The sequence below is a fragment of the Bradyrhizobium sp. Rc3b genome, assembly GCF_900114915.1.
In the GTDB taxonomy this organism is placed as follows: Bacteria; Pseudomonadota; Alphaproteobacteria; order Rhizobiales; family Xanthobacteraceae; genus Bradyrhizobium.
The window spans coordinates 347,993-364,493 of record NZ_FOUS01000006.1 but is presented as its reverse complement, the minus strand read 5'-3'; the positions used below and the strand labels follow the sequence as shown (position 1 = coordinate 364,493).

The following is a 16,501-nucleotide window of genomic DNA, read 5'->3' as shown; positions in this document are numbered from 1 at the left end:
CGGGGCGTGACGACAGCGGGGCAGAAAATGGGAATCTTCGGGCTACACCGGGCAAAACCGGGGCAGACCGGACCCCATGAAGCCAGCCGCCGGGTGCGGGACGGGCCGATCGGTGTTATGAGCCGTCGCAGACGTTTACGGCCGGATCGGTCGCGGTGTCCGGGGCATATCACGAATTCGTGATCTCGTCGGACCCGCGTAACAAATTGAACGGACGGCCGAATTGCATGGTGAGGGGCGCGCGTGCGCGGACGTGAGGACGAATGGACCGGCCTGATGCGGTCGGCCATGGCTGGCGATGATGCGGCCTATCATCGCCTGTTGAGGGCGGTCACGCCGGTGCTGCGTGCTGCCGCGAGGCGAGGCCTGGCACGGGCAGGCCAGCCTCCCGACCAGGCCGAGGATATCGTGCAGGAGATTCTGTTGGCGGTGCATCTGAAGCGGCACACTTGGGACAGCGAAGCCCCCTTCGCGCCCTGGCTGTTTGCCATCGGCCGCAACAAGCTGATCGACGCGCTGCGCCGGCGCGGCAGGCGCGTCTTCGTCAATATCGACGATTTCGCCGAAACCCTGCCGGGCGAGGCGCCCGAGGAAACGGCCTCCGCGGGCGAGGTCGCGGCCCAGCTCAACACCCTGCCGCAGCGCCAGCGCGACGTGCTGCAGTCGATCGCGGTCGAGAGCGCCTCGATCAAGGATACGGCGGCGAAGTTTTCGATGAGCGAGGGTGCCGTGCGGGTCGCGCTGCATCGCGGACTTGCGGCGCTGACGACCAAACTGCGGGATCAGTAGTCATGGACACCGATCAACTCATCCGTTCGCTCGCAGCCGACAACGCCCATCGGGCGCCGCGCGTCGGCACCGTGCTGACCACGGCGCTCCTGGTGGCCGCGCCCTTGTCGATCCTGATCTTCGCGACGTTCCTCGGCGTGCGTCACGACGTGATGAGCGCGATGCACAACCCGTTCTTCGACATGAAATTCGCGGTGACGCTGTCGCTCGCGATTCCCGCCATCATCGTCAGCCTGCATCTGTCGCGTCCGGAAGCCCTGCTGCGCGGCTGGGGCTGGCTGCTGCTGCTTCCCGTCGGACTGCTCGCGGTCGCGATCGGCAGTGAGGCGATGATGGCGCCGGCCATGCCGATGACGATGCGCTTGATGGGCAAGAACTCAAGGGTGTGCCTGGTCGCAATTCCGGCGATGTCGCTGCCGCTGCTTGCGGGGGCGCTGTTCGGCCTGCGCCATGGCGCGCCGTCGCGGCCGGCGCTTGCCGGAGCGCTCGCCGGCCTGGTGTCGGCCGGCCTTGCCGCGACCCTCTATGCCTCGCACTGCACTGACGATTCGCCGCTGTTCGTCGCGACCTGGTACACGCTCGCGACCGCGCTGGTGACCGCGATCGGCGCGGCGGTCGGGGCGAGGGTTTTGCGTTACTAGCGCGCCGGCCTCACGCCGCCGGCGTCGTGCCCAGCTGCATGCGGTGGAAACGCAGCACCTGCTGCGCGGTCGAGCTGCGCAGCGCCTCGTAAACGTCGCGCAGCGTCAGCATGTCGGTCTGCGAGCCGCCGGAGAGCTTCTCGCGCATGGCGATGATGGCCCGCACGCTTGGCCAGGACATGCCCGCGACCTTGGCGAGGATCATCACGCCCTCGGTGCGGCTTTCGATCATCATGGTCTCGGCGGTCTCGACCGCGACGCCCGCGAGCGCCGCGAGCCCCGCATTGGTTTCGTCGAACTTGCCCTGCTCGGCGAAACTGGTGATCTGGAATTCGTTGAGACGGCCGTCTTCGTGCAGCGACTTCACCAGCGCGCGCGCCATCTCGGTCTGCTTCGTCATGGCGGCGGCGCGGACCCTCTGGGCCACTTCCTGCACCACGCTCGACACCTCGTCCATGAGTTCCGGATGCGCGGCCTCGAGCTTCCTGCGCACGCTCAAGGACGCCTTGGCGACCAGCTTCAAATAGTGATGGCGCGGCAGGTCCGGCCGCAGCCCGATGCAAGTGGCGAGGTCGTCGTCGCGCTCGGCGCGGATGACGAGATCGGTGAGGCTTCCCTCGGAGAGCCGCGCGCCCGGATTGCTGACGGTCGATTGCACCACGTCCTCGTCGCCGCGCGTCACCAGCACGTCGGTCAGCGCTTCCGACAGCACCCGTCGCAGCGAGATCGCCTTGAGATGCGCCTGACCTCGCGTGCGCGCGATCTCAATCAGGGTCGTCTCGTCGAGCCGTTCCGATTTCGACAGCACGGGGCCGGAGACCTCGATGACCTCGTCGAGCGCGAGCGTGCGCATGATTTTCGGCGGCGCGGCCGCGATCGGTGCGAGGCGGTCGGCGAGCAGCGCCTTGGCCGAGGTCTCGATCTGCTCGATCAGGCACTGGAACACGTCGTCGAACACGCGGATGTGGTCGTCGGAATAATCCACCGCGTTGCCCACGAACAGATCGGTGACGCGGCGCAGCGTCTCGACCCGGCGCGCGACGGTGCCGTGCGAGAGTGCAGCCTGCAGTTCCTCGAGCAAATTCTCGGATGTTTTTGCGGATCTGGATCTCATGGCCCTGTCCTGGAGCGCTCGGTCCGGCGGCGGCTTCTGTCGCAGCGGGAAGAAATGGATTGGTCAGCTCGTTGCAATGCGGTTGCGCCCTTGCGCCTTGGCGGAATAGAGCGCGCGATCGGCGCGCGCGAGAAACGTATCGGCAGTATCGACGTCGCGCAGCGTCACGACGCCCGCGGAAATGGTCACGCGCAAATTCAGGGAGAATGCGCTCCAGTCGAGATCGGCGACGATGCCGCGCAAGCGCTCGAGCGTGCGCTGTGCGGCCTCGCCCGTTGTGTCCGGCAGCAGCAGGAGGAATTCCTCGCCGCCGTAGCGGCCGAAGCAGTCGGCCGGGCGGATGTTGGCGAACATGGTGATCGCGAAGGTGCGCAGCACCTCGTCGCCGACGGGGTGGCCGTGGGCGTCGTTGATGCGTTTGAACCAGTCGAGATCGATCAGCGCGATCGCGCAGGGCGTCGATGCCTGCCGCGACTTTTCGATCTCGGAGTCGAGAAGTCGCATGATGCAGCGGCGGTTGTAGGAGCCGGTGAGTTCGTCGAGCTCGGCCAGCTCCTCGATGCGCTGATAGGCGGCCTTCAGCTCGATGCTGCGCCGGTACAGGATCTTGCGCAGCGTGGCGCCGAACAGGCCGAGGAAGGCGCACTGGCCGATCACCAGCACGAAACAGAGCATCGAGGCGGTTCGCTCCAGCCGGGTCGCAACCGGCAGCCCGATCGGCAGGTCCGAGCCCAGGAAGACCAAAGCGAGCCCGCAAGTCGCAAGGCCCCAGGTGACCATCGCCTGGTGAGAGGTCATGCGCAGCGTGCCAAATGCGAAGATCAGGAACAGCACGGCGAGGAAAGCGACCCCGGCCGTCGGCACTGCGAGCAAGAACAGCAGCTGCAGCGCCATATGCGCCGAGATCTGGAAGACGGTGAGGTAATGATCCTCAAACCGGTCGCCGAAGCCGGCTTCCGACAGCACGGTGAACGTACCGATGATCAGGAGGCCGCCGAGCCAGAATAGCGACGGAACGGCCATGGAGACCGTGCCGCCATAGGCGTAGAGCAGCAGGACCGAGGCACCCAGCGAATAGCTCGCCACCTGGCCGATATACATCTGGCGGCGCTGCCGGGCTCGGCGCGCCAGCACTTCGGACGCCGCCGCCTCGGGCGTGAGCACGAGATCCGCGACCTCAGCGGCATTCCTCTCGGGAAAGGACGTCGCGGCCGTGCTCATGGTCCCGCCAATGGTGATGTCAGCGTAAAAATCTACGTGGCAAGCCTTTAGGTTTGGTATCCTTTGAAACCGAATCCGAACCGTGCAGCGCGGAACAAGGTGCTAGGCTGGCGGGGAAATTTTGCCGGCGATCAGGCATCCGTTTGCGATGCGATCGAGCCTAAGCCGGGCTTGGCGAGACATATGTCGTGCAGGGTTGCTATGGAACCGAACGAGGCCGGGCCGCCTGTGCCGGACAGGCATTCCGCAGGGAAGTATCGCAGTATTATGTTACCGATCTGGATGAAGACGGCCGATGGCCGGGGGTGGGACAAGAAAAATACGCGTATGTGGGGTAGGTCACATAGGCGACCGTACGACTGCGGTAGATTGAACAATTTTGCGCCCCCGGTCGAACCGTCCGCCGCGCCGACCCGACCAACTTTGCGAGACGGCCTTTGAGCGTGACACAGGCGGCTTCGGACGAGGTCCTGATCGCCAGGATCGCCCAAGGTGACCGGCTCGCCATGCAGGTGCTGTACGGGCGGCACCATGTCAGGGTCTACAGGTTCGGGCTGAGGCTCGTGCGGGACGAGCAGGCGGCGGAAGACCTCATCAGCGAGGTATTTCTCGACGTCTGGCGTCAAGCCGGCAAGTTCGAGGGCCGATCCGCCGTTTCTACCTGGCTACTGGCAATCACCCGTTTCAAGGCCCTGTCTGCGCTCCGGCGCAGGAAGGATTTCGAACTGGACGAAGACGCCGCCAACGCGATCGAGGATACGTCCGACAATCCGGAAACGGTGGTGCAGAAGAAGGATACCAGTGAAGCGTTGCGGGAGTGTCTGACGGGCCTCTCGCCGGACCATCGGGAAATCGTCGATCTCGTCTACTACCACGAGAAGTCCGTGGAAGAGGTGGCCGAAATCGTCGGAATACCGGAGAACACTGTGAAGACGCGCTTGTTCTATGCGCGCAAGAAACTGGCCGAACTGCTGAAGGCAGCCGGCGTTGAGCGAGGCTGGCCATGATGGCTTTGAGCAAGAAGATGCTGGAGCAAGAGCCCAGTGAAATTGAACTGCTGCTGCCGTGGCACGCGGCCGGCACGCTGAACGCGCGCGATGCGCGGCGGGTCGAGGATGCGCTGGCGCGCGATCCCGAGCTTGCCAGGCAATATGCCGCAATCCGCGGCGAGTACGAAGAGACCATTCATCTGAACGAGAGCTTGGGCGCTCCGTCGGCGCGCGCGCTGCAGAAGCTGTTCGCCGCGATCGATGCCGAGCCGGCGCGGGCGAGCGGCTCGCTGCCGCTGTCGGCGCGCATCTCGACCTTCTTCGCGAGCCTGTCGCCGCGCACGCTGGCGTGGTCGGCGAGCCTCGGCGCCATCGCGCTGATGCTGCAAGCCGGAATCATCGGCGCCGTGCTGATGAAGAACCAGCCCGCGACCTTCCAGACCGCTTCGCTCTCGACCAGTGGTCCGATCACTCGCGAACTCGGCACCACCGTTCCGCCGGCGCGCGCGCTGGTGCGCTTCACGCCCGAGGCCCGCGTCGCCGACATCACCGCGCTGCTCGACAGCTACCAGGCCTCGATCATCGGCGATGCCAAGGGCGGCATGTTCCGCCTCCAGTTCGACAAGGCGATGAGCCAGGACGAGCTCGCCTCGCTGCTCGGCAAGATGCAGCGCGAGAAGTTCGTCAACCTCGCCGTCGCGGCGCCTTAAGCGCGCCGCTGATCCGATGACAGGCAAGTCCGAGAGCAGGGTGCGCGCCGGAGCCTACGCTTCATCGGTCGGCGCCGCGCTTTTGATCGCCGCCTGTCTCGGCGTCGAGGTTGCGCAGGCGCAGGCGATCATGCGCACGCCGACGATCAGCGTGCCCACGCGAACGCCGACCATCTCTCCGAGCATCGCCCCGCGCATCGGTCCGACCATCTCGGCCAGGGCGGTGTCCGTCGACCGCGGCCCGCGGACGATGGCGACCATTCCCCACACCACGACGTCGCGCCTGCGGCCGACGACGACGGTGCTGCCCTATGCGCGCTACTCGCCGAACCTGTATCCGGCCTGTACCGCGCCCTATCGCGATGCCGACGGCGAATGCCTGGCGCAGCCGAATGCCGGCGGCGGTGGCTTGGGCAAATCCGCCAAGAAGAGCGCCGGCAAGGGCCGCGGCAACGCCACGCCGGCCGCCGCCAATCTTCGCAGCTTCGCCAACGAATTCGTGGCCGAGATCGACGGCACATTGTCGCCCGCTGATGCCGACGCGTTGGCCCGCCGGCACGGCTTGACGCGGATCTCGTCGGAGAGCTTCCCGCTGATCGGGGCTACGTTCGGTCTGTTCCGCATCACGGATGGCCGGCCGTACGAGACGGTGCGGCGCGAATTCGCAGCCGACGGCAGCGTGCGCTCGCTCCAGCCGAACTTCCGCTATGTGCTGCAGGACCAGAAATCGCCGCCCCCGACCGAAGGCGATCCTGCGCAATATGCACTGACAAAGCTCCGCTTGCCGCAGGCGCATACGCTGGCGCACGGCGCCAACGTTACGATTGCCGTGATCGACTCCGGCATCGACACAAGGCATCCCGAGCTCGCCAATTCCGTCGCCGACAATTTCGATGCGCTCGGCAGCGCGGAGGGGCCGCACGTCCACGGCACCGGCATCGCCGGCGCCATCGTGGCGCATGACCGGCTGATGGGCAGCGCGCCCCAGGCGCGCATCATCGCGATCCGTGCCTTCGGTGGCAGCAATGGCGGCGCCGAGAGCTCGTCCTACATCATCCTGCGGTCGCTGAATTACGCCGCCGAGCACGGCGCGCAGATCGTCAATATGAGCTTTGCCGGACCGAAGGACGCGGTGATCGAGCGCGCCATCGCGGCGACCGCCGCGCGCGGCCTCGTGCTGATCGCCGCCGCCGGCAATGCCGGCGCAAAATCGCCGCCGCTCTATCCGGCCGCCAATCCCAACGTGATTGCCGTCAGCGCGACCGACCAGCAGGACAGGCTATTCACCGCGTCCAACCGCGGCAATTACATTGCCGTCGCGGCGCCCGGGGTCGACATCTTCCTGCCGGCGCCGGACGGCAAGTACCAGATGACGTCGGGAACCTCGTTCTCGGCCGCCTATGTGTCAGGCGTCGCGGCGTTGCTGCTCGAGCGCAATTACACCTTGAAGCCGGAAGCGCTGCGCATGACGCTGGCGAAGACCGCGCGCGACCTCGGCTCCCCCGGGCGTGACGAGCTTTTCGGCGACGGCCAGACCGATGCGTTTGCCGCGGTCATGGCTGTTCCCGCCGACAGCGCGACGCCGGTTGCGGCTGCCTCCGGTACAACAAAACGTGAAGATGCCGGCAAGCGTCGCGATGAGCCTGGCACCCGCGCGATCGAACAACCTTCGTTGTCGAGTGCGGACGATAAATCCACGATTTCTCAGGCGGATAGGCCGGCGACGCGATAGCGGCTGCGACAAAGATGCGCGCGGGCCGAAGGTCAAAAAATCGAACCCCGCATTGAACGTTCAGCCAGCTGCCACGACCAAATTATGTGGGAGCGGTCATCCCTCCCCATCAGTCATATCAGGCGCGAGCGCCCATCCACCCCAAGCGCCCATATGGCTTGACCCGTCCGGTTGTCCCCCCGGACGGGTCTTTTCTTTTCGGCATCCGATTCTTCAAAGCGTCGCGTTCGTTCAGCTTGCGGTTGATGGGACGCCGCCATGTTCGAGTCGGCTGTTCGCCCGGCGCGTCGCACCTCCGCTATGCTTGTGCGAGGCTTGACTCGAAAACACAGCAAATCTCCGCACGACTACGGTGATTGACGACGAATGCCGTGTCGTTGCTGGACAAGTCAAAACTTTTCCACAAAATATTCATGTCGCGTCTAAATTGATTCGTGTGCGTTGCGTCCTCCGCGTCCGTGTTTTCCCCTGACGGGCTGGTTCATGACACATCGCCAAGAGTCTAGCTGCACGTCCGATTGGGCGTCTGCGCGTGCTGTGGTTGCTGGCCGCGACGTCGCGGCGCGCTGGTGCGCTCTCGCCGAGCAGCGGCTGCAACATCTCTCCGAAATGTTCGAGACCGGCCGCTGGCGCCGTTATCACTCCGAGATCGCATTCCTCGAAAACATCCAGGAAGCCAAGCGCGCGGTCCAGACCTGGCGCGCGCTCGCGACCGGTGGGGACGTCGCCGAGGCGGCCGCGAGCGTGACGCCGGCATTCGGCTGGTCGCCGGCGACCATGCCCCGCGTGTTTCCGCGCGAGCAACAGGCGCAGATCGTGCAGCCCAAGACCCTGCAGCCAAAGGCCGTCCACATCGCCCCCGAGACCGCCGTGCCGGTCAGGCTCGATCCGAAGCCGGACGTTCTCACTGAGATCACCAAAGCCCCGGTCGCGCCGCTCGCCGCGCCCGCAGCCTCCGCTGCGATGGCGTCGTTTATCGCGCCTGCCGAGATACCGCCGCTCAAGGCTCCAGCAGCGAAGGCGCCGCTGACCGCACCTGCCGTGAGGTCACCGCTCGCCGGGCCCGCCGCAATGGCGCCGCGCGCGGCGCCTGAAGTGAGACCGCCACTCGCGGTCCCTGCCGCGAAGCCGCAGACGGCTGCGCCAGCTGCAATGGCATCGCTCCTGCCGCAGTTCACCCCGCCGGCCGAGGAAATCGTCGCAGCCCCCGAGCGCGTCGTCGAATTCACCTTCAGCCTCGACGGCCTCGAAGCCAAGTACCCGCTGCTCAGGAACGCGTTCTAGCGTCTGGCGGCCAGAGGCGACGGGCGGCTTTAGCGCCGCACCGCATTGCCGCCGAGCACCACCTGCGCGAACCGCTGCGCGCCGTCGGCTGACAGATCCGACGTCACCGCACGCGCATGGTCCAGCCCGACCACGGCACCGCGCGGGGTCTCGGAGATCATGTTGTTGTTGACCAGCGCGATGCCGGCGCCCGACACGACGGAGACGCCGACGCCGGCGAGGGCCTTGCGGATCACGTTGCCCGTGATCGCGACGTCGCGCAGATATTTGCCCCAGCCGGCGACGATGCCGTAGGACGGTGCGTTCTCGATCACGTTTCCGGTCACCGAGGTATCCGCCTCGATGTAGATGCCGACGCCGGCATCGTCGTCCGGCGCGGTGCCGATCGGGCGCTTCGGAACGAGGTTGCGGATGATGTTGCCCTGGACCACCGCGATGCGGCCGCCTTCGTTGAAATTGCAGACGGAGACGCCGACCGCGGCGCCGTCGACCGTGTTGTTGGCGATCACCGCGGCCTCGAACGAAAACTCCGAATAGAGCGCGACCTCGCGAACGTCGCTGACGCTGTTGCCTGTGATGTGGATGTTGGAGGCGGAGTTGCCACGCACTGCGGAGTAATCGCAGTTCCTGATGCGGTTGCCGCGCACGATCACGTTGCCGGCGCGAAAGGCGTTGATGGCGTTGCCGTACTGGCCGGAGCCGCCGGGGCCGGCCTTGATGTTCTCGATGCGGTTGTCGGCAACCAGCGTGCCGTCGTCGCCGATCGCGGTGCGCAGGATCTCGATGCCGTTGTCGTTGGTGCCGAGAATCGTGTTGCGCGAGACGCTGAGGCCCCTGGCGTCGAACGAGACCACCGCCGTCACCATGATGTCAGTGAAGATGTTGCCGGAGATGTCGCCGGACACCTGTTCGAGCCAGATGCCGCTGCCGCCTGAATTCGTGATCTCGCAATCAGTGATGCGCGTGTCGCGCCCACCGAGGACATGGATCAGCCCGCGCCGCGCCGGCAGCGGAATGCTGCCGCCGTCGAAAGTGATGCCGGTGAGGCCGATGGAGTCCGAACCGTCGCTCTGGATCGCCGAGGCGCCGCCGGTGAAGACGAGTTTCGTCGCCCCGCGCACACCGATCAATTGCGCGCCGTTGGGCAGCCGCAACAGCCCGGCGCGATAGACGCCGGGTGGTAGCGCCAGCGGCAGCTGTGCGCGTGCAGCTTCGTCGATCGCGCGCTGCAGCGCGCGGGTTTGATCTTCGCTGCTGCCGGGCCGCACGCCGTATTGTGTGGCATCGCGGCCGAGCAGGGATGTCAGTGGTGCCGCGCGCGCGGCGTCGGCCGGCATGGCGAGCGCGCCCGCGATGCCTGCGGTCGAAGCCCCGATGAGATGACGGCGATTGAGGTCCATGACGCGTCCTCCGGCGGAGGCGGGAGGGCATCCGCGCCGACTAGGTAGCGCAGGGCAGGCGAGGGCGCGGGGATTGTTCGCGGTAGGGTTAAATGTTTACGCAGAGACGGTGCCGTAGGGTAGGCAAAGCGTAGCGTGCCCACGATTTGACGGGAGATGGAACGAGATGGTGGGCACGGCGCAGGGGCGCCTTTGCCCACTCTACGAAGCCGGCGTGTTCCGCCCCTTCCTCGCCAACGCCACCATCTCCATCAGCATCGCTTCCCCCGCATCCACCAGCTCTTCCAGCGTGATCCGCGGCGCACCCTTGCGCCGAACCGCGCCGCTGCGTGCGAGCGAGGGAATGTGGATGAACGCCGCGAGCTGCGGGCCGCCCGCCTTCACGTTCTCGATCGCGCGCCAGCTCAGGTAGTTGCAGAGATAGGCGCCGGCATCGCGCGAGGAGCGCGCATCGATGCCGGTGAGGCGCGCAGCGCGCAGCAGCCTTGCCGTGTGCGGACCGAAATTCATCGCGTCGGCATGGCCGGCGATGCCCCGCTTGCTCGATCGGGTGTTGGCGGCATCGGGCCAGAGCATGGTGACGGCGTTGCGCGCGCGGGTCTCGATCCGCAGGTAAGGCGTGCGCGCGGCGAGGCCGAACATCAACAGCGCATCCGGCTTCACCTTCGCGAGCACGTCAGGCAATTGCCGGTCGACCGCGGCATAGGTGACCGGGAAGATGTGACTGGAGATCGCGACATCGTCGAGTGCCGGACGGCGCAGTTGGGCGAGTCGCGCGACCAGCGGCTGGGTCGGGTTATAGGGGGCACCGGGAAACGGTCCGAAGCCGGAGAGGAGAATGCGGAGCTTTTCGCTCATTTCAGCAACTCCAAGATCTGCTCGGCGGCGAGGGCCGGCGTGAGATGGCCCTCGGCGACCTCGGTCTCGATCTTCCGGACCTTGGTGCGAACCGAGGCCTCGCTGCGCAGCCGCGCCAGCATGCGCTGCTCCAGCATCGACCACATCCATTTCACCTGCTGGTCGCGCCGCCGCGCGGCGAAATCGCCGGACGCATTCATCGCCTTGCGATGGTCTAAAACCTTCTGCCAGAGGTCGGTGATGCCGGTGCCGGCCAGCGCCGAATAGGTGACGACGGGTGGGTGCCAATGCTCGGACCTGGGGCTGAGGATATGCAGCGCGCCGCGATAATCGGCAGCGGTGATGTTGGCGCGCTTGAGATTGTCGCCATCGGCCTTGTTGATCGCGATCATGTCGGCGAGCTCGACAAGGCCCTTCTTGATGCCCTGCAATTCGTCGCCGCCGCCCGGCAGCATCAGCGCGAGGAAGAAATCGGTCATGTCGCAGACCGCGGTCTCGGACTGTCCTATGCCGACGGTTTCCACCAGCACGACGCCGAAGCCGGCAGCCTCGCATAACAGCATCGCCTCGCGCGTTTTCGCGGCGACGCCGCCGAGCGTGCCCGAGGACGGCGACGGGCGGATGAAGGCATCGTCCGAGGCCGACAGCCGCGCCATCCGGGTCTTGTCGCCGAGGATCGAGCCGCCACTGCGAGCCGAGGACGGATCGACCGCGAGCACCGCGACCTTGTGGCCCTGCTCGATCAGATAGGTCCCGAGCACATCGATGGTGGTGGACTTGCCGACGCCGGGCGATCCCGTGATGCCAACGCGGAACGCCTTGCCGGTCTCCGGCAGAAGCCTCTGCACCAGCTCCCGCGCCAGCGCCTGATGGTCGGCGCGCCGGCTCTCCACCAGCGTGATGGCCCGCGCCAGCGCCGCGCGGCTGCCGCCGCGGAGCTCCTTGGCGAGGGTCTTGATGTCGAGCGAGGGCTTCTTCTCAGTCATGCCCCTGCTTTACAATGCCGAGGCGGGGCAGGCGAGGCCCGCCCGCCCGATATCACCGGCTCGTGGCTGCCGCGGCTTGCGGCTGTTTTACCTTGCGCCAGACCCACACCATCACCGGCCACAGCAGCGCGCCGATCGCCATCGCGGCGAGGATCGCTGCGACCGGGCGCTCGAAGAACGGCAGGATACTGCCGTCCGACTTGATCAGCGAGGTCACGAAGGCCTGCTCGACCATGGTGCCCATGACGATGCCGAGCACCATCGCAGCGACGGGATAGCCGTTCGCCTCCATGACGTAGCCGATCACGCCGAAGGCGGCGACGGTGACGACGCCGAACATGTTGTTGCCGATCGCGAACGAGCCGACGGCGCAGCACAGCATGATGATCGGCATGATGGCGGAGCGCGGGGCCAGCAGGATGTAGGCGGCAACCCGGATCATGGCGATACCGAGCGGGATCATCATGATGTTCGCGATGATGAACATCAGATAGATCGCGTACATGCTCGACGCCTTCTCGGTGAACAGCGTCGGGCCGGGATTGAGGCCCTTCATGTAGAGCACGCCGATCGCGATCGCGGCGATGGTGTCGCCGGGGATGCCGAACAGCAGCGAGGGCACCCAGCCCGAGGCGATGCTGGCATTGTTGCTGGCGCCGGCCTCGACCAGGCCCTCGACATGGCCGGTGCCGAATTTTTCCGGCTCCTTGGAGAAGCGCTTCGACATCGCGTAGGAGACCCAGGCGGCCATGTCGGCACCGGCGCCCGGCAACACGCCGATGATGATGCCGACGATGTTCCCGCGCGTCATCTGCCAGTGATACAGCTTGGTCAGCCTCCACTGTCCGGCCATGATGCTTCCGAATTTTCGCCGCGGCAGCGGCGGCGGTTCCGGCGTCAGCATCGCGCGCATCACCTGCGCCACCGCAAACACGCCGACCAGCGCCGGGATCGGCTCGATGCCGCCGAACAGATCGGTGAGGCCGAAGGTGAAGCGCGGCACGCCGCCGGGATTTTCGATGCCGATGCAGGAAACCAGCAGGCCGAGGAACATGCCGGCGATCGCCTTCACCGGGGAGGAGCGCGCCACCAAGGTGGCGCACATCAGGCCGAGCAGCGCCAGCCAGAAATATTCGAAGGTCGAGAATGACAGCGCGATCTCGGCAAGCGGCGGCGCCAGGATCATCAGCGACAGCACGCCGGCGATGCCGCCGACGGCGGAGAACCAGACGCCGGCTCCGAGTGCGAGCTCGGCCTGGCCCTTACGCGTCATGGCGTAAGCTTCGTCCGCGTAAGCCGCGGAGGCGGGCGTGCCGGGAATGCGCAAGAGCGCGCCGGGAATGTCGCCGGAGAAGATCGCCATCGAGGACGCCGCGACGATGGTCGCGATCGCCGCGATCGGCGAGAGGTAGAAGGTGACGGGGACGAGCAGGGCGGTTGCCATCGTCGCCGACAGGCCCGGCAGCGAGCCGATCACGAGCCCGTACACGGAGGCCGCGAACATCGAAATGATGACCTCCCAGGTGGAGATCAGCGCGAATGCGTCAAGCAAGGTCTTCAGCATGGGATTACCAGGGCGTCGGCAGCAGGCCGGCGGGCAGCGGCACGCGGAGCAGCTTGCCGAAGATGAGGTGGATGGCGAACGGCGACAGCGCGGCGAGCGGCAGCGCCAGCTTCCACTTCGCACCGAGCGCGGTCGAGGTCACGTAGACCATGATCGCCGCGGTGATGATGAAGCCGAGCCGGTCGGCCGCGGCGACGTAAAACAGCAGCAGCGCTGGCGGCAGCAAAGCGCGCAGGCCGTAGAGCTTGCCCTGCGGCGGAGGAGCGGCCGCCTGGCCGTCCTCCAGCGGGATCAGCTCTTCCTCCTCCTCGAAGGAGTGGCCGATCCCGAACACGATCGCGAGCCCGCACAGCGCAAGGCCGCTGCCGATCACGAGCGGAAACACGTTGGGGCCGACCGGCTGACCCGGCACCGGCGGCAGGATGTAGCCGCCATAGGCGGCAGCCGCGCCGAGGACGACGAGAAACGATCCCGTGACGGAGTCGGGAAGACGCATGGGGAGGAGTCCTACAGGAGGTGCGCTCCCTCTCCCCGCTTGCGGGGAAAGGGTTGGGGTGAGGGGGGCTCGCCGCGGGCGAGGTGAGAGTTGGAGGCGTGGAGAGTCCCCCTCACCCGAATTCGAGCAAAGCTCGAATTCGACCTCTCCCCGCACGCGGGGAGAGGTGATGCAGTGAGCGAACCAACCACGTCAGCCAAAGTCATCTCACGCGAGAGCTGTGAAAGGTCACGCCTTGCTCAAGCCCGCCGCTTTCATCGCTTCACCCATCTGGGCGTCGCCCTTGTCCATGAAGCCTGCGAACTGGCCGGCATCGCCCCACACGGTGCCGAAGCCGCGATTGCTCATGAAGTCCTTGAACTCGGCGGACTCGTAGACCTTCTTCAGCGCCGCGGTGAGCTTGGTTGCGATCTCCGGCGGCAGGTTCTTCGGGGCGCCGATGCCGCGCCAGGCGCCGGTCGCATAATCGATGCCCATCGCTTCCTTCAGCGTCGGCACGTCCTTGAAGATCGGGTTGCGCGCGGGCGCCATGATGGCGAGGCTCCTGGCCTTGCCGGCCTCGATGATGGCGCGCGCCTCCGGCACCGAGCAGGTGGTGAGGTCGAGGCCGCCGGCGGCGAGATCCTGCATCGCAGGGGCCGCGCCGTTCGACGGCACCCAGGCGACCTGGTTGGCGGGCAGGCCCATCGCCTGCATCCAGCCGACCAGCGCCAGATGCCAGATGCCGCCCTGGCCGGTGCCGGAGGCCTTGAACTTGCCGGGAGGCGCCGCCTTGATCGCGTCGGCCAGCTCCTTGACCGTCTTGTAAGGGGAGGAGGAGGAGACCTGGATGCCCGGGGGATCCTCGTTCATCAGCGCCAGCGGCGTGTAGCTCTTCGGCGTCAGCTCGGTGAGGCCCTGCCAGTGCATCATCGAGATTTCGACGGTCAGCATGCCGATGGTGTAGCCGTCGGGCTGTGCGGTCGCGATCGCGCTATGGCCGACCACGCCGGAGCCGCCGGTGCGGTTGACCACGTTGAAGGGCTGGCCGAGGTCCTTTTCCAGAAGCGCTGCGACAATGCGCGCGGTCGCGTCGGTTCCGCCGCCTGCGCCCCATGGCACGATCACGGTGACCGGCCGGGCCGGATAGGCTTGTGCGCGTGCGGGCTTGAAGCCGAAAGCGGCGGACGCGGCAACGGCGGCGGTCGAAGCCGCAAAGGTGCGGCGCGAAATCTTGGACATTGAATCTCTCCCAGCGGCGCCCGTGACGTCGGGTGCTCTTCTCAATGTGCCATTCTAGTCGGCTTTGCAGCACCGCCGCAAGGTAGCGCTACCAACGAGATCGCCATGTTGTGTGAAACCATGATGCCCATCGGATGGGCGGTCGGAAATCGGGTGGGTTTTGCTAGCGCAATTCGCCAACCTCTGCGCGTAACGAAAGCCAAAGGCAAGCCACCGATGACCCAAGCCTATTATAGCGCCGTGCTGGACCGCCCGCTGGACGAAGTCTGGTCGCTGATCCGCGATTTCAACAACTATCCCGCTTACATCGACGGCGTGAGCGAGAGCGAGATCGAAGACGACAAGCGCGGGGATGAAGTCGGCGCGATCAGGCGCTTCTGCCATCTCGGAAACTGGATCCGTCAGCGCCTGGTCGATCACTCGGATCGGCAGCACACCCTGACCTATGCCGGTCTCGACGCGCTGCCGTATCCGCAAGATGACGGAAGCCAGACGCCGGCGCCGACACGCTATCAAGGCACCATGCACCTGCGCCCGATCATCGAGGGCGATCGCACCCTCATCGAATGGTCGGTGGCTCTCGATACCGAGCCGGCCGATGCTGCTCGCTGGCAGGCGCTATTCGCATCCTGGATTCCCGATTGGACGGACTCACTTGCGCGGACGCTGGCGCGGTCCAGTTAGCGACCGCTCACGGCTCCCCGGCGTCGCCCTTCGGCCGCGCGCCGCCGAAGATGCGCGCGCCTTCCGCGGTGAGATACGGCTTCAGCGTCTCCCACGGCACGAAGGCGACATACTCGCCTTCGGCGTAGGGGCCGACGGCGTAGGGCGGATAGTGGAAGGTGAGGCCGGAGCTCTTGCCGACCTCGGTTGACGGCGCGAGCGTCACCGCGCCGATCTTGAGCAGGCTCGGCGCGACGCCCTTGAACCATTCGTCGGTCGCGGTCTGGCTGGTGCCGCGCTTCGTTTTCTCGGTGCGGAGCGAGGCGATCACGGCCTTCACCATCACCTTCATCGTCCCCCCGTTATCGGCAGTCCCGGTGAAGAATGGGCGGATCGAGATGCGCTTGCCCTCGGACTTGTCCCACAGGATCGTGTTCACGTCCGAGTTGGGATGCGCGCCGCGGGTGTTCATGTAGTCGTTGCGCAGCACGCTGATGTAGCGGTCGGCGATCACCGAGCGGATCTCGTATTTGCGCTCGAAGTCCCAGCCGCCTTCCCTAGAGGACTGCGGATCGGCTTTGCGCGCGGCGGCAGCTTCGGCGGCATTCTTGTCGAGCCATTTTTTGCCCTCCGCGACGCAATCCGCCGCCAGCGCCGTATCCGCCTTGATCCTGTCGTCGAGGAACATGCGCGCCTCGATGCTCTTGGTCTTGACGGCGGCGTCGGGCTTGGGGTCGGCGGCGTGGGCGGGACCGAACAGCGCGCTGCAAACCGTGGCGACGCCGAGCGCGCGCATGAACATTGGCGCGAAAAACATCACGCAAATTCCTTCT

16 protein-coding genes are annotated in these 16,501 nt (G+C 66.3%); 7 read left to right on the top strand and 9 right to left on the bottom strand.

The genetic code is table 11. The features are described from left to right. Positions 1 to 243 precede the first annotated feature (243 nt). Both BM190_RS16640 and BM190_RS16635 read left to right on the top strand, forming a co-directional pair. On the top strand, positions 244 to 789 hold the full coding sequence (locus BM190_RS16640) for a sigma-70 family RNA polymerase sigma factor (protein ID WP_092256690.1): 546 nt from the start codon (positions 244 to 246) through the stop codon (positions 787 to 789). 2 nt (positions 790 to 791) lie between these two features. Next, positions 792 to 1,430, top strand: coding sequence for an NrsF family protein (locus BM190_RS16635; RefSeq protein ID WP_018315730.1), 639 nt, complete (start codon positions 792 to 794; stop codon positions 1,428 to 1,430). Positions 1,431 to 1,440: 10 nt separating this feature from the next. On the opposite strand, the gene BM190_RS16630 is transcribed toward BM190_RS16635, so the two are convergent. Further along, positions 1,441 to 2,544 carry a DUF2336 domain-containing protein gene (locus BM190_RS16630; protein WP_092256687.1) on the bottom strand — a complete coding sequence of 368 codons (1,104 nt, stop codon included), beginning with the start codon at positions 2,542 to 2,544 and terminating at the stop codon, positions 1,441 to 1,443. A 63-nt stretch (positions 2,545 to 2,607) separates the two neighbouring features. After that, on the bottom strand, positions 2,608 to 3,765 hold the full coding sequence (locus BM190_RS16625; protein ID WP_092256684.1) for a GGDEF domain-containing protein: 1,158 nt from the start codon (positions 3,763 to 3,765) through the stop codon (positions 2,608 to 2,610). A 437-nt stretch (positions 3,766 to 4,202) separates the two neighbouring features. Between BM190_RS16625 and BM190_RS16620 the strand changes: the two genes are divergently transcribed. From BM190_RS16620 to BM190_RS16605, 4 genes are all read left to right on the top strand, one after another. Then, positions 4,203 to 4,772, top strand: coding sequence for a sigma-70 family RNA polymerase sigma factor (locus BM190_RS16620; RefSeq protein WP_018315733.1), 570 nt, complete (start codon positions 4,203 to 4,205; stop codon positions 4,770 to 4,772). Then, positions 4,769 to 5,464 (top strand): hypothetical protein, encoded by a 696-nt coding sequence (locus tag BM190_RS16615; RefSeq protein ID WP_018315734.1) that lies wholly within the window; start codon positions 4,769 to 4,771, stop codon positions 5,462 to 5,464. Before BM190_RS16620 ends, BM190_RS16615 begins: the two co-directional genes overlap by 4 nt. A gap of 16 nt (positions 5,465 to 5,480) precedes the next feature. Beyond that, a complete protein-coding gene (locus BM190_RS16610) occupies positions 5,481 to 7,196 on the top strand; it encodes a S8 family serine peptidase (RefSeq protein ID WP_092256682.1) in 1,716 nt (571 codons plus the stop codon). Between the two features lie 537 nt (positions 7,197 to 7,733). Beyond that, positions 7,734 to 8,480 (top strand): TIGR03809 family protein, encoded by a 747-nt coding sequence (locus BM190_RS16605; RefSeq protein ID WP_177237118.1) that lies wholly within the window; start codon positions 7,734 to 7,736, stop codon positions 8,478 to 8,480. Between the two features lie 29 nt (positions 8,481 to 8,509). Here BM190_RS16605 and BM190_RS16600 read toward each other — a convergent pair whose 3' ends face one another. From BM190_RS16600 to BM190_RS16575, 6 genes are all read right to left on the bottom strand, one after another. After that, positions 8,510 to 9,880 (bottom strand): TIGR03808 family TAT-translocated repetitive protein, encoded by a 1,371-nt coding sequence (locus BM190_RS16600; protein ID WP_092256676.1) that lies wholly within the window; start codon positions 9,878 to 9,880, stop codon positions 8,510 to 8,512. 201 nt (positions 9,881 to 10,081) lie between these two features. Continuing rightward, complete coding sequence (locus BM190_RS16595) at positions 10,082 to 10,738, bottom strand: pyroglutamyl-peptidase I (RefSeq protein ID WP_092256673.1); 657 nt, start codon at positions 10,736 to 10,738, stop codon at positions 10,082 to 10,084. Next, a complete protein-coding gene (meaB, locus tag BM190_RS16590) occupies positions 10,735 to 11,724 on the bottom strand; it encodes a methylmalonyl Co-A mutase-associated GTPase MeaB (protein ID WP_092256670.1) in 990 nt (329 codons plus the stop codon). Before meaB ends, BM190_RS16595 begins: the two co-directional genes overlap by 4 nt. Before the next feature lie 52 nt (positions 11,725 to 11,776). After that, a complete protein-coding gene (locus BM190_RS16585; protein WP_092256667.1) occupies positions 11,777 to 13,288 on the bottom strand; it encodes a tripartite tricarboxylate transporter permease in 1,512 nt (503 codons plus the stop codon). 4 nt (positions 13,289 to 13,292) lie between these two features. Beyond that, positions 13,293 to 13,784 carry a tripartite tricarboxylate transporter TctB family protein gene (locus BM190_RS16580; RefSeq protein ID WP_018315742.1) on the bottom strand — a complete coding sequence of 164 codons (492 nt, stop codon included), beginning with the start codon at positions 13,782 to 13,784 and terminating at the stop codon, positions 13,293 to 13,295. A 228-nt stretch (positions 13,785 to 14,012) separates the two neighbouring features. Beyond that, complete coding sequence (locus BM190_RS16575; protein WP_092256664.1) at positions 14,013 to 15,005, bottom strand: tripartite tricarboxylate transporter substrate binding protein; 993 nt, start codon at positions 15,003 to 15,005, stop codon at positions 14,013 to 14,015. A gap of 105 nt (positions 15,006 to 15,110) precedes the next feature. Here BM190_RS16575 and BM190_RS16570 point away from each other — a divergent pair, with 105 nt between their 5' ends. Further along, positions 15,111 to 15,689, top strand: a complete 579-nt coding sequence (locus BM190_RS16570) for an SRPBCC family protein (protein ID WP_244550656.1) — start codon at positions 15,111 to 15,113, stop codon at positions 15,687 to 15,689. A gap of 7 nt (positions 15,690 to 15,696) precedes the next feature. Here the strand turns inward: BM190_RS16570 and BM190_RS16565 are convergent, their stop codons facing one another. After that, positions 15,697 to 16,485, bottom strand: coding sequence for an RsiV family protein (locus tag BM190_RS16565; protein ID WP_177237108.1), 789 nt, complete (start codon positions 16,483 to 16,485; stop codon positions 15,697 to 15,699). Positions 16,486 to 16,501 lie beyond the last annotated feature (16 nt).

Bases quoted from the DNA above. Each gene is read 5' to 3' on its own strand.
- BM190_RS16630 (WP_092256687.1), bottom strand. From the start codon at position 2,544: ATGAGATCCAGATCCGCAAAAACATCCGAGAATTTGCTCGAGGAACTG.
- BM190_RS16610 (WP_092256682.1), top strand. From the start codon at position 5,481: ATGACAGGCAAGTCCGAGAGCAGGGTGCGCGCCGGAGCCTACGCTTCA.
- BM190_RS16595 (WP_092256673.1), bottom strand. From the start codon at position 10,738: ATGAGCGAAAAGCTCCGCATTCTCCTCTCCGGCTTCGGACCGTTTCCC.
- meaB (WP_092256670.1), bottom strand. From the start codon at position 11,724: ATGACTGAGAAGAAGCCCTCGCTCGACATCAAGACCCTCGCCAAGGAG.
- BM190_RS16625 (WP_092256684.1), bottom strand. From the start codon at position 3,765: ATGAGCACGGCCGCGACGTCCTTTCCCGAGAGGAATGCCGCTGAGGTC.
- BM190_RS16565 (WP_177237108.1), bottom strand. From the start codon at position 16,485: ATGTTTTTCGCGCCAATGTTCATGCGCGCGCTCGGCGTCGCCACGGTT.
- BM190_RS16635 (WP_018315730.1), top strand. From the start codon at position 792: ATGGACACCGATCAACTCATCCGTTCGCTCGCAGCCGACAACGCCCAT.
- BM190_RS16615 (WP_018315734.1), top strand. From the start codon at position 4,769: ATGATGGCTTTGAGCAAGAAGATGCTGGAGCAAGAGCCCAGTGAAATT.
- BM190_RS16580 (WP_018315742.1), bottom strand. From the start codon at position 13,784: ATGCGTCTTCCCGACTCCGTCACGGGATCGTTTCTCGTCGTCCTCGGC.
- BM190_RS16585 (WP_092256667.1), bottom strand. From the start codon at position 13,288: ATGCTGAAGACCTTGCTTGACGCATTCGCGCTGATCTCCACCTGGGAG.
- BM190_RS16575 (WP_092256664.1), bottom strand. From the start codon at position 15,005: ATGTCCAAGATTTCGCGCCGCACCTTTGCGGCTTCGACCGCCGCCGTT.
- BM190_RS16600 (WP_092256676.1), bottom strand. From the start codon at position 9,880: ATGGACCTCAATCGCCGTCATCTCATCGGGGCTTCGACCGCAGGCATC.
- BM190_RS16570 (WP_244550656.1), top strand. From the start codon at position 15,111: ATGTTGTGTGAAACCATGATGCCCATCGGATGGGCGGTCGGAAATCGG.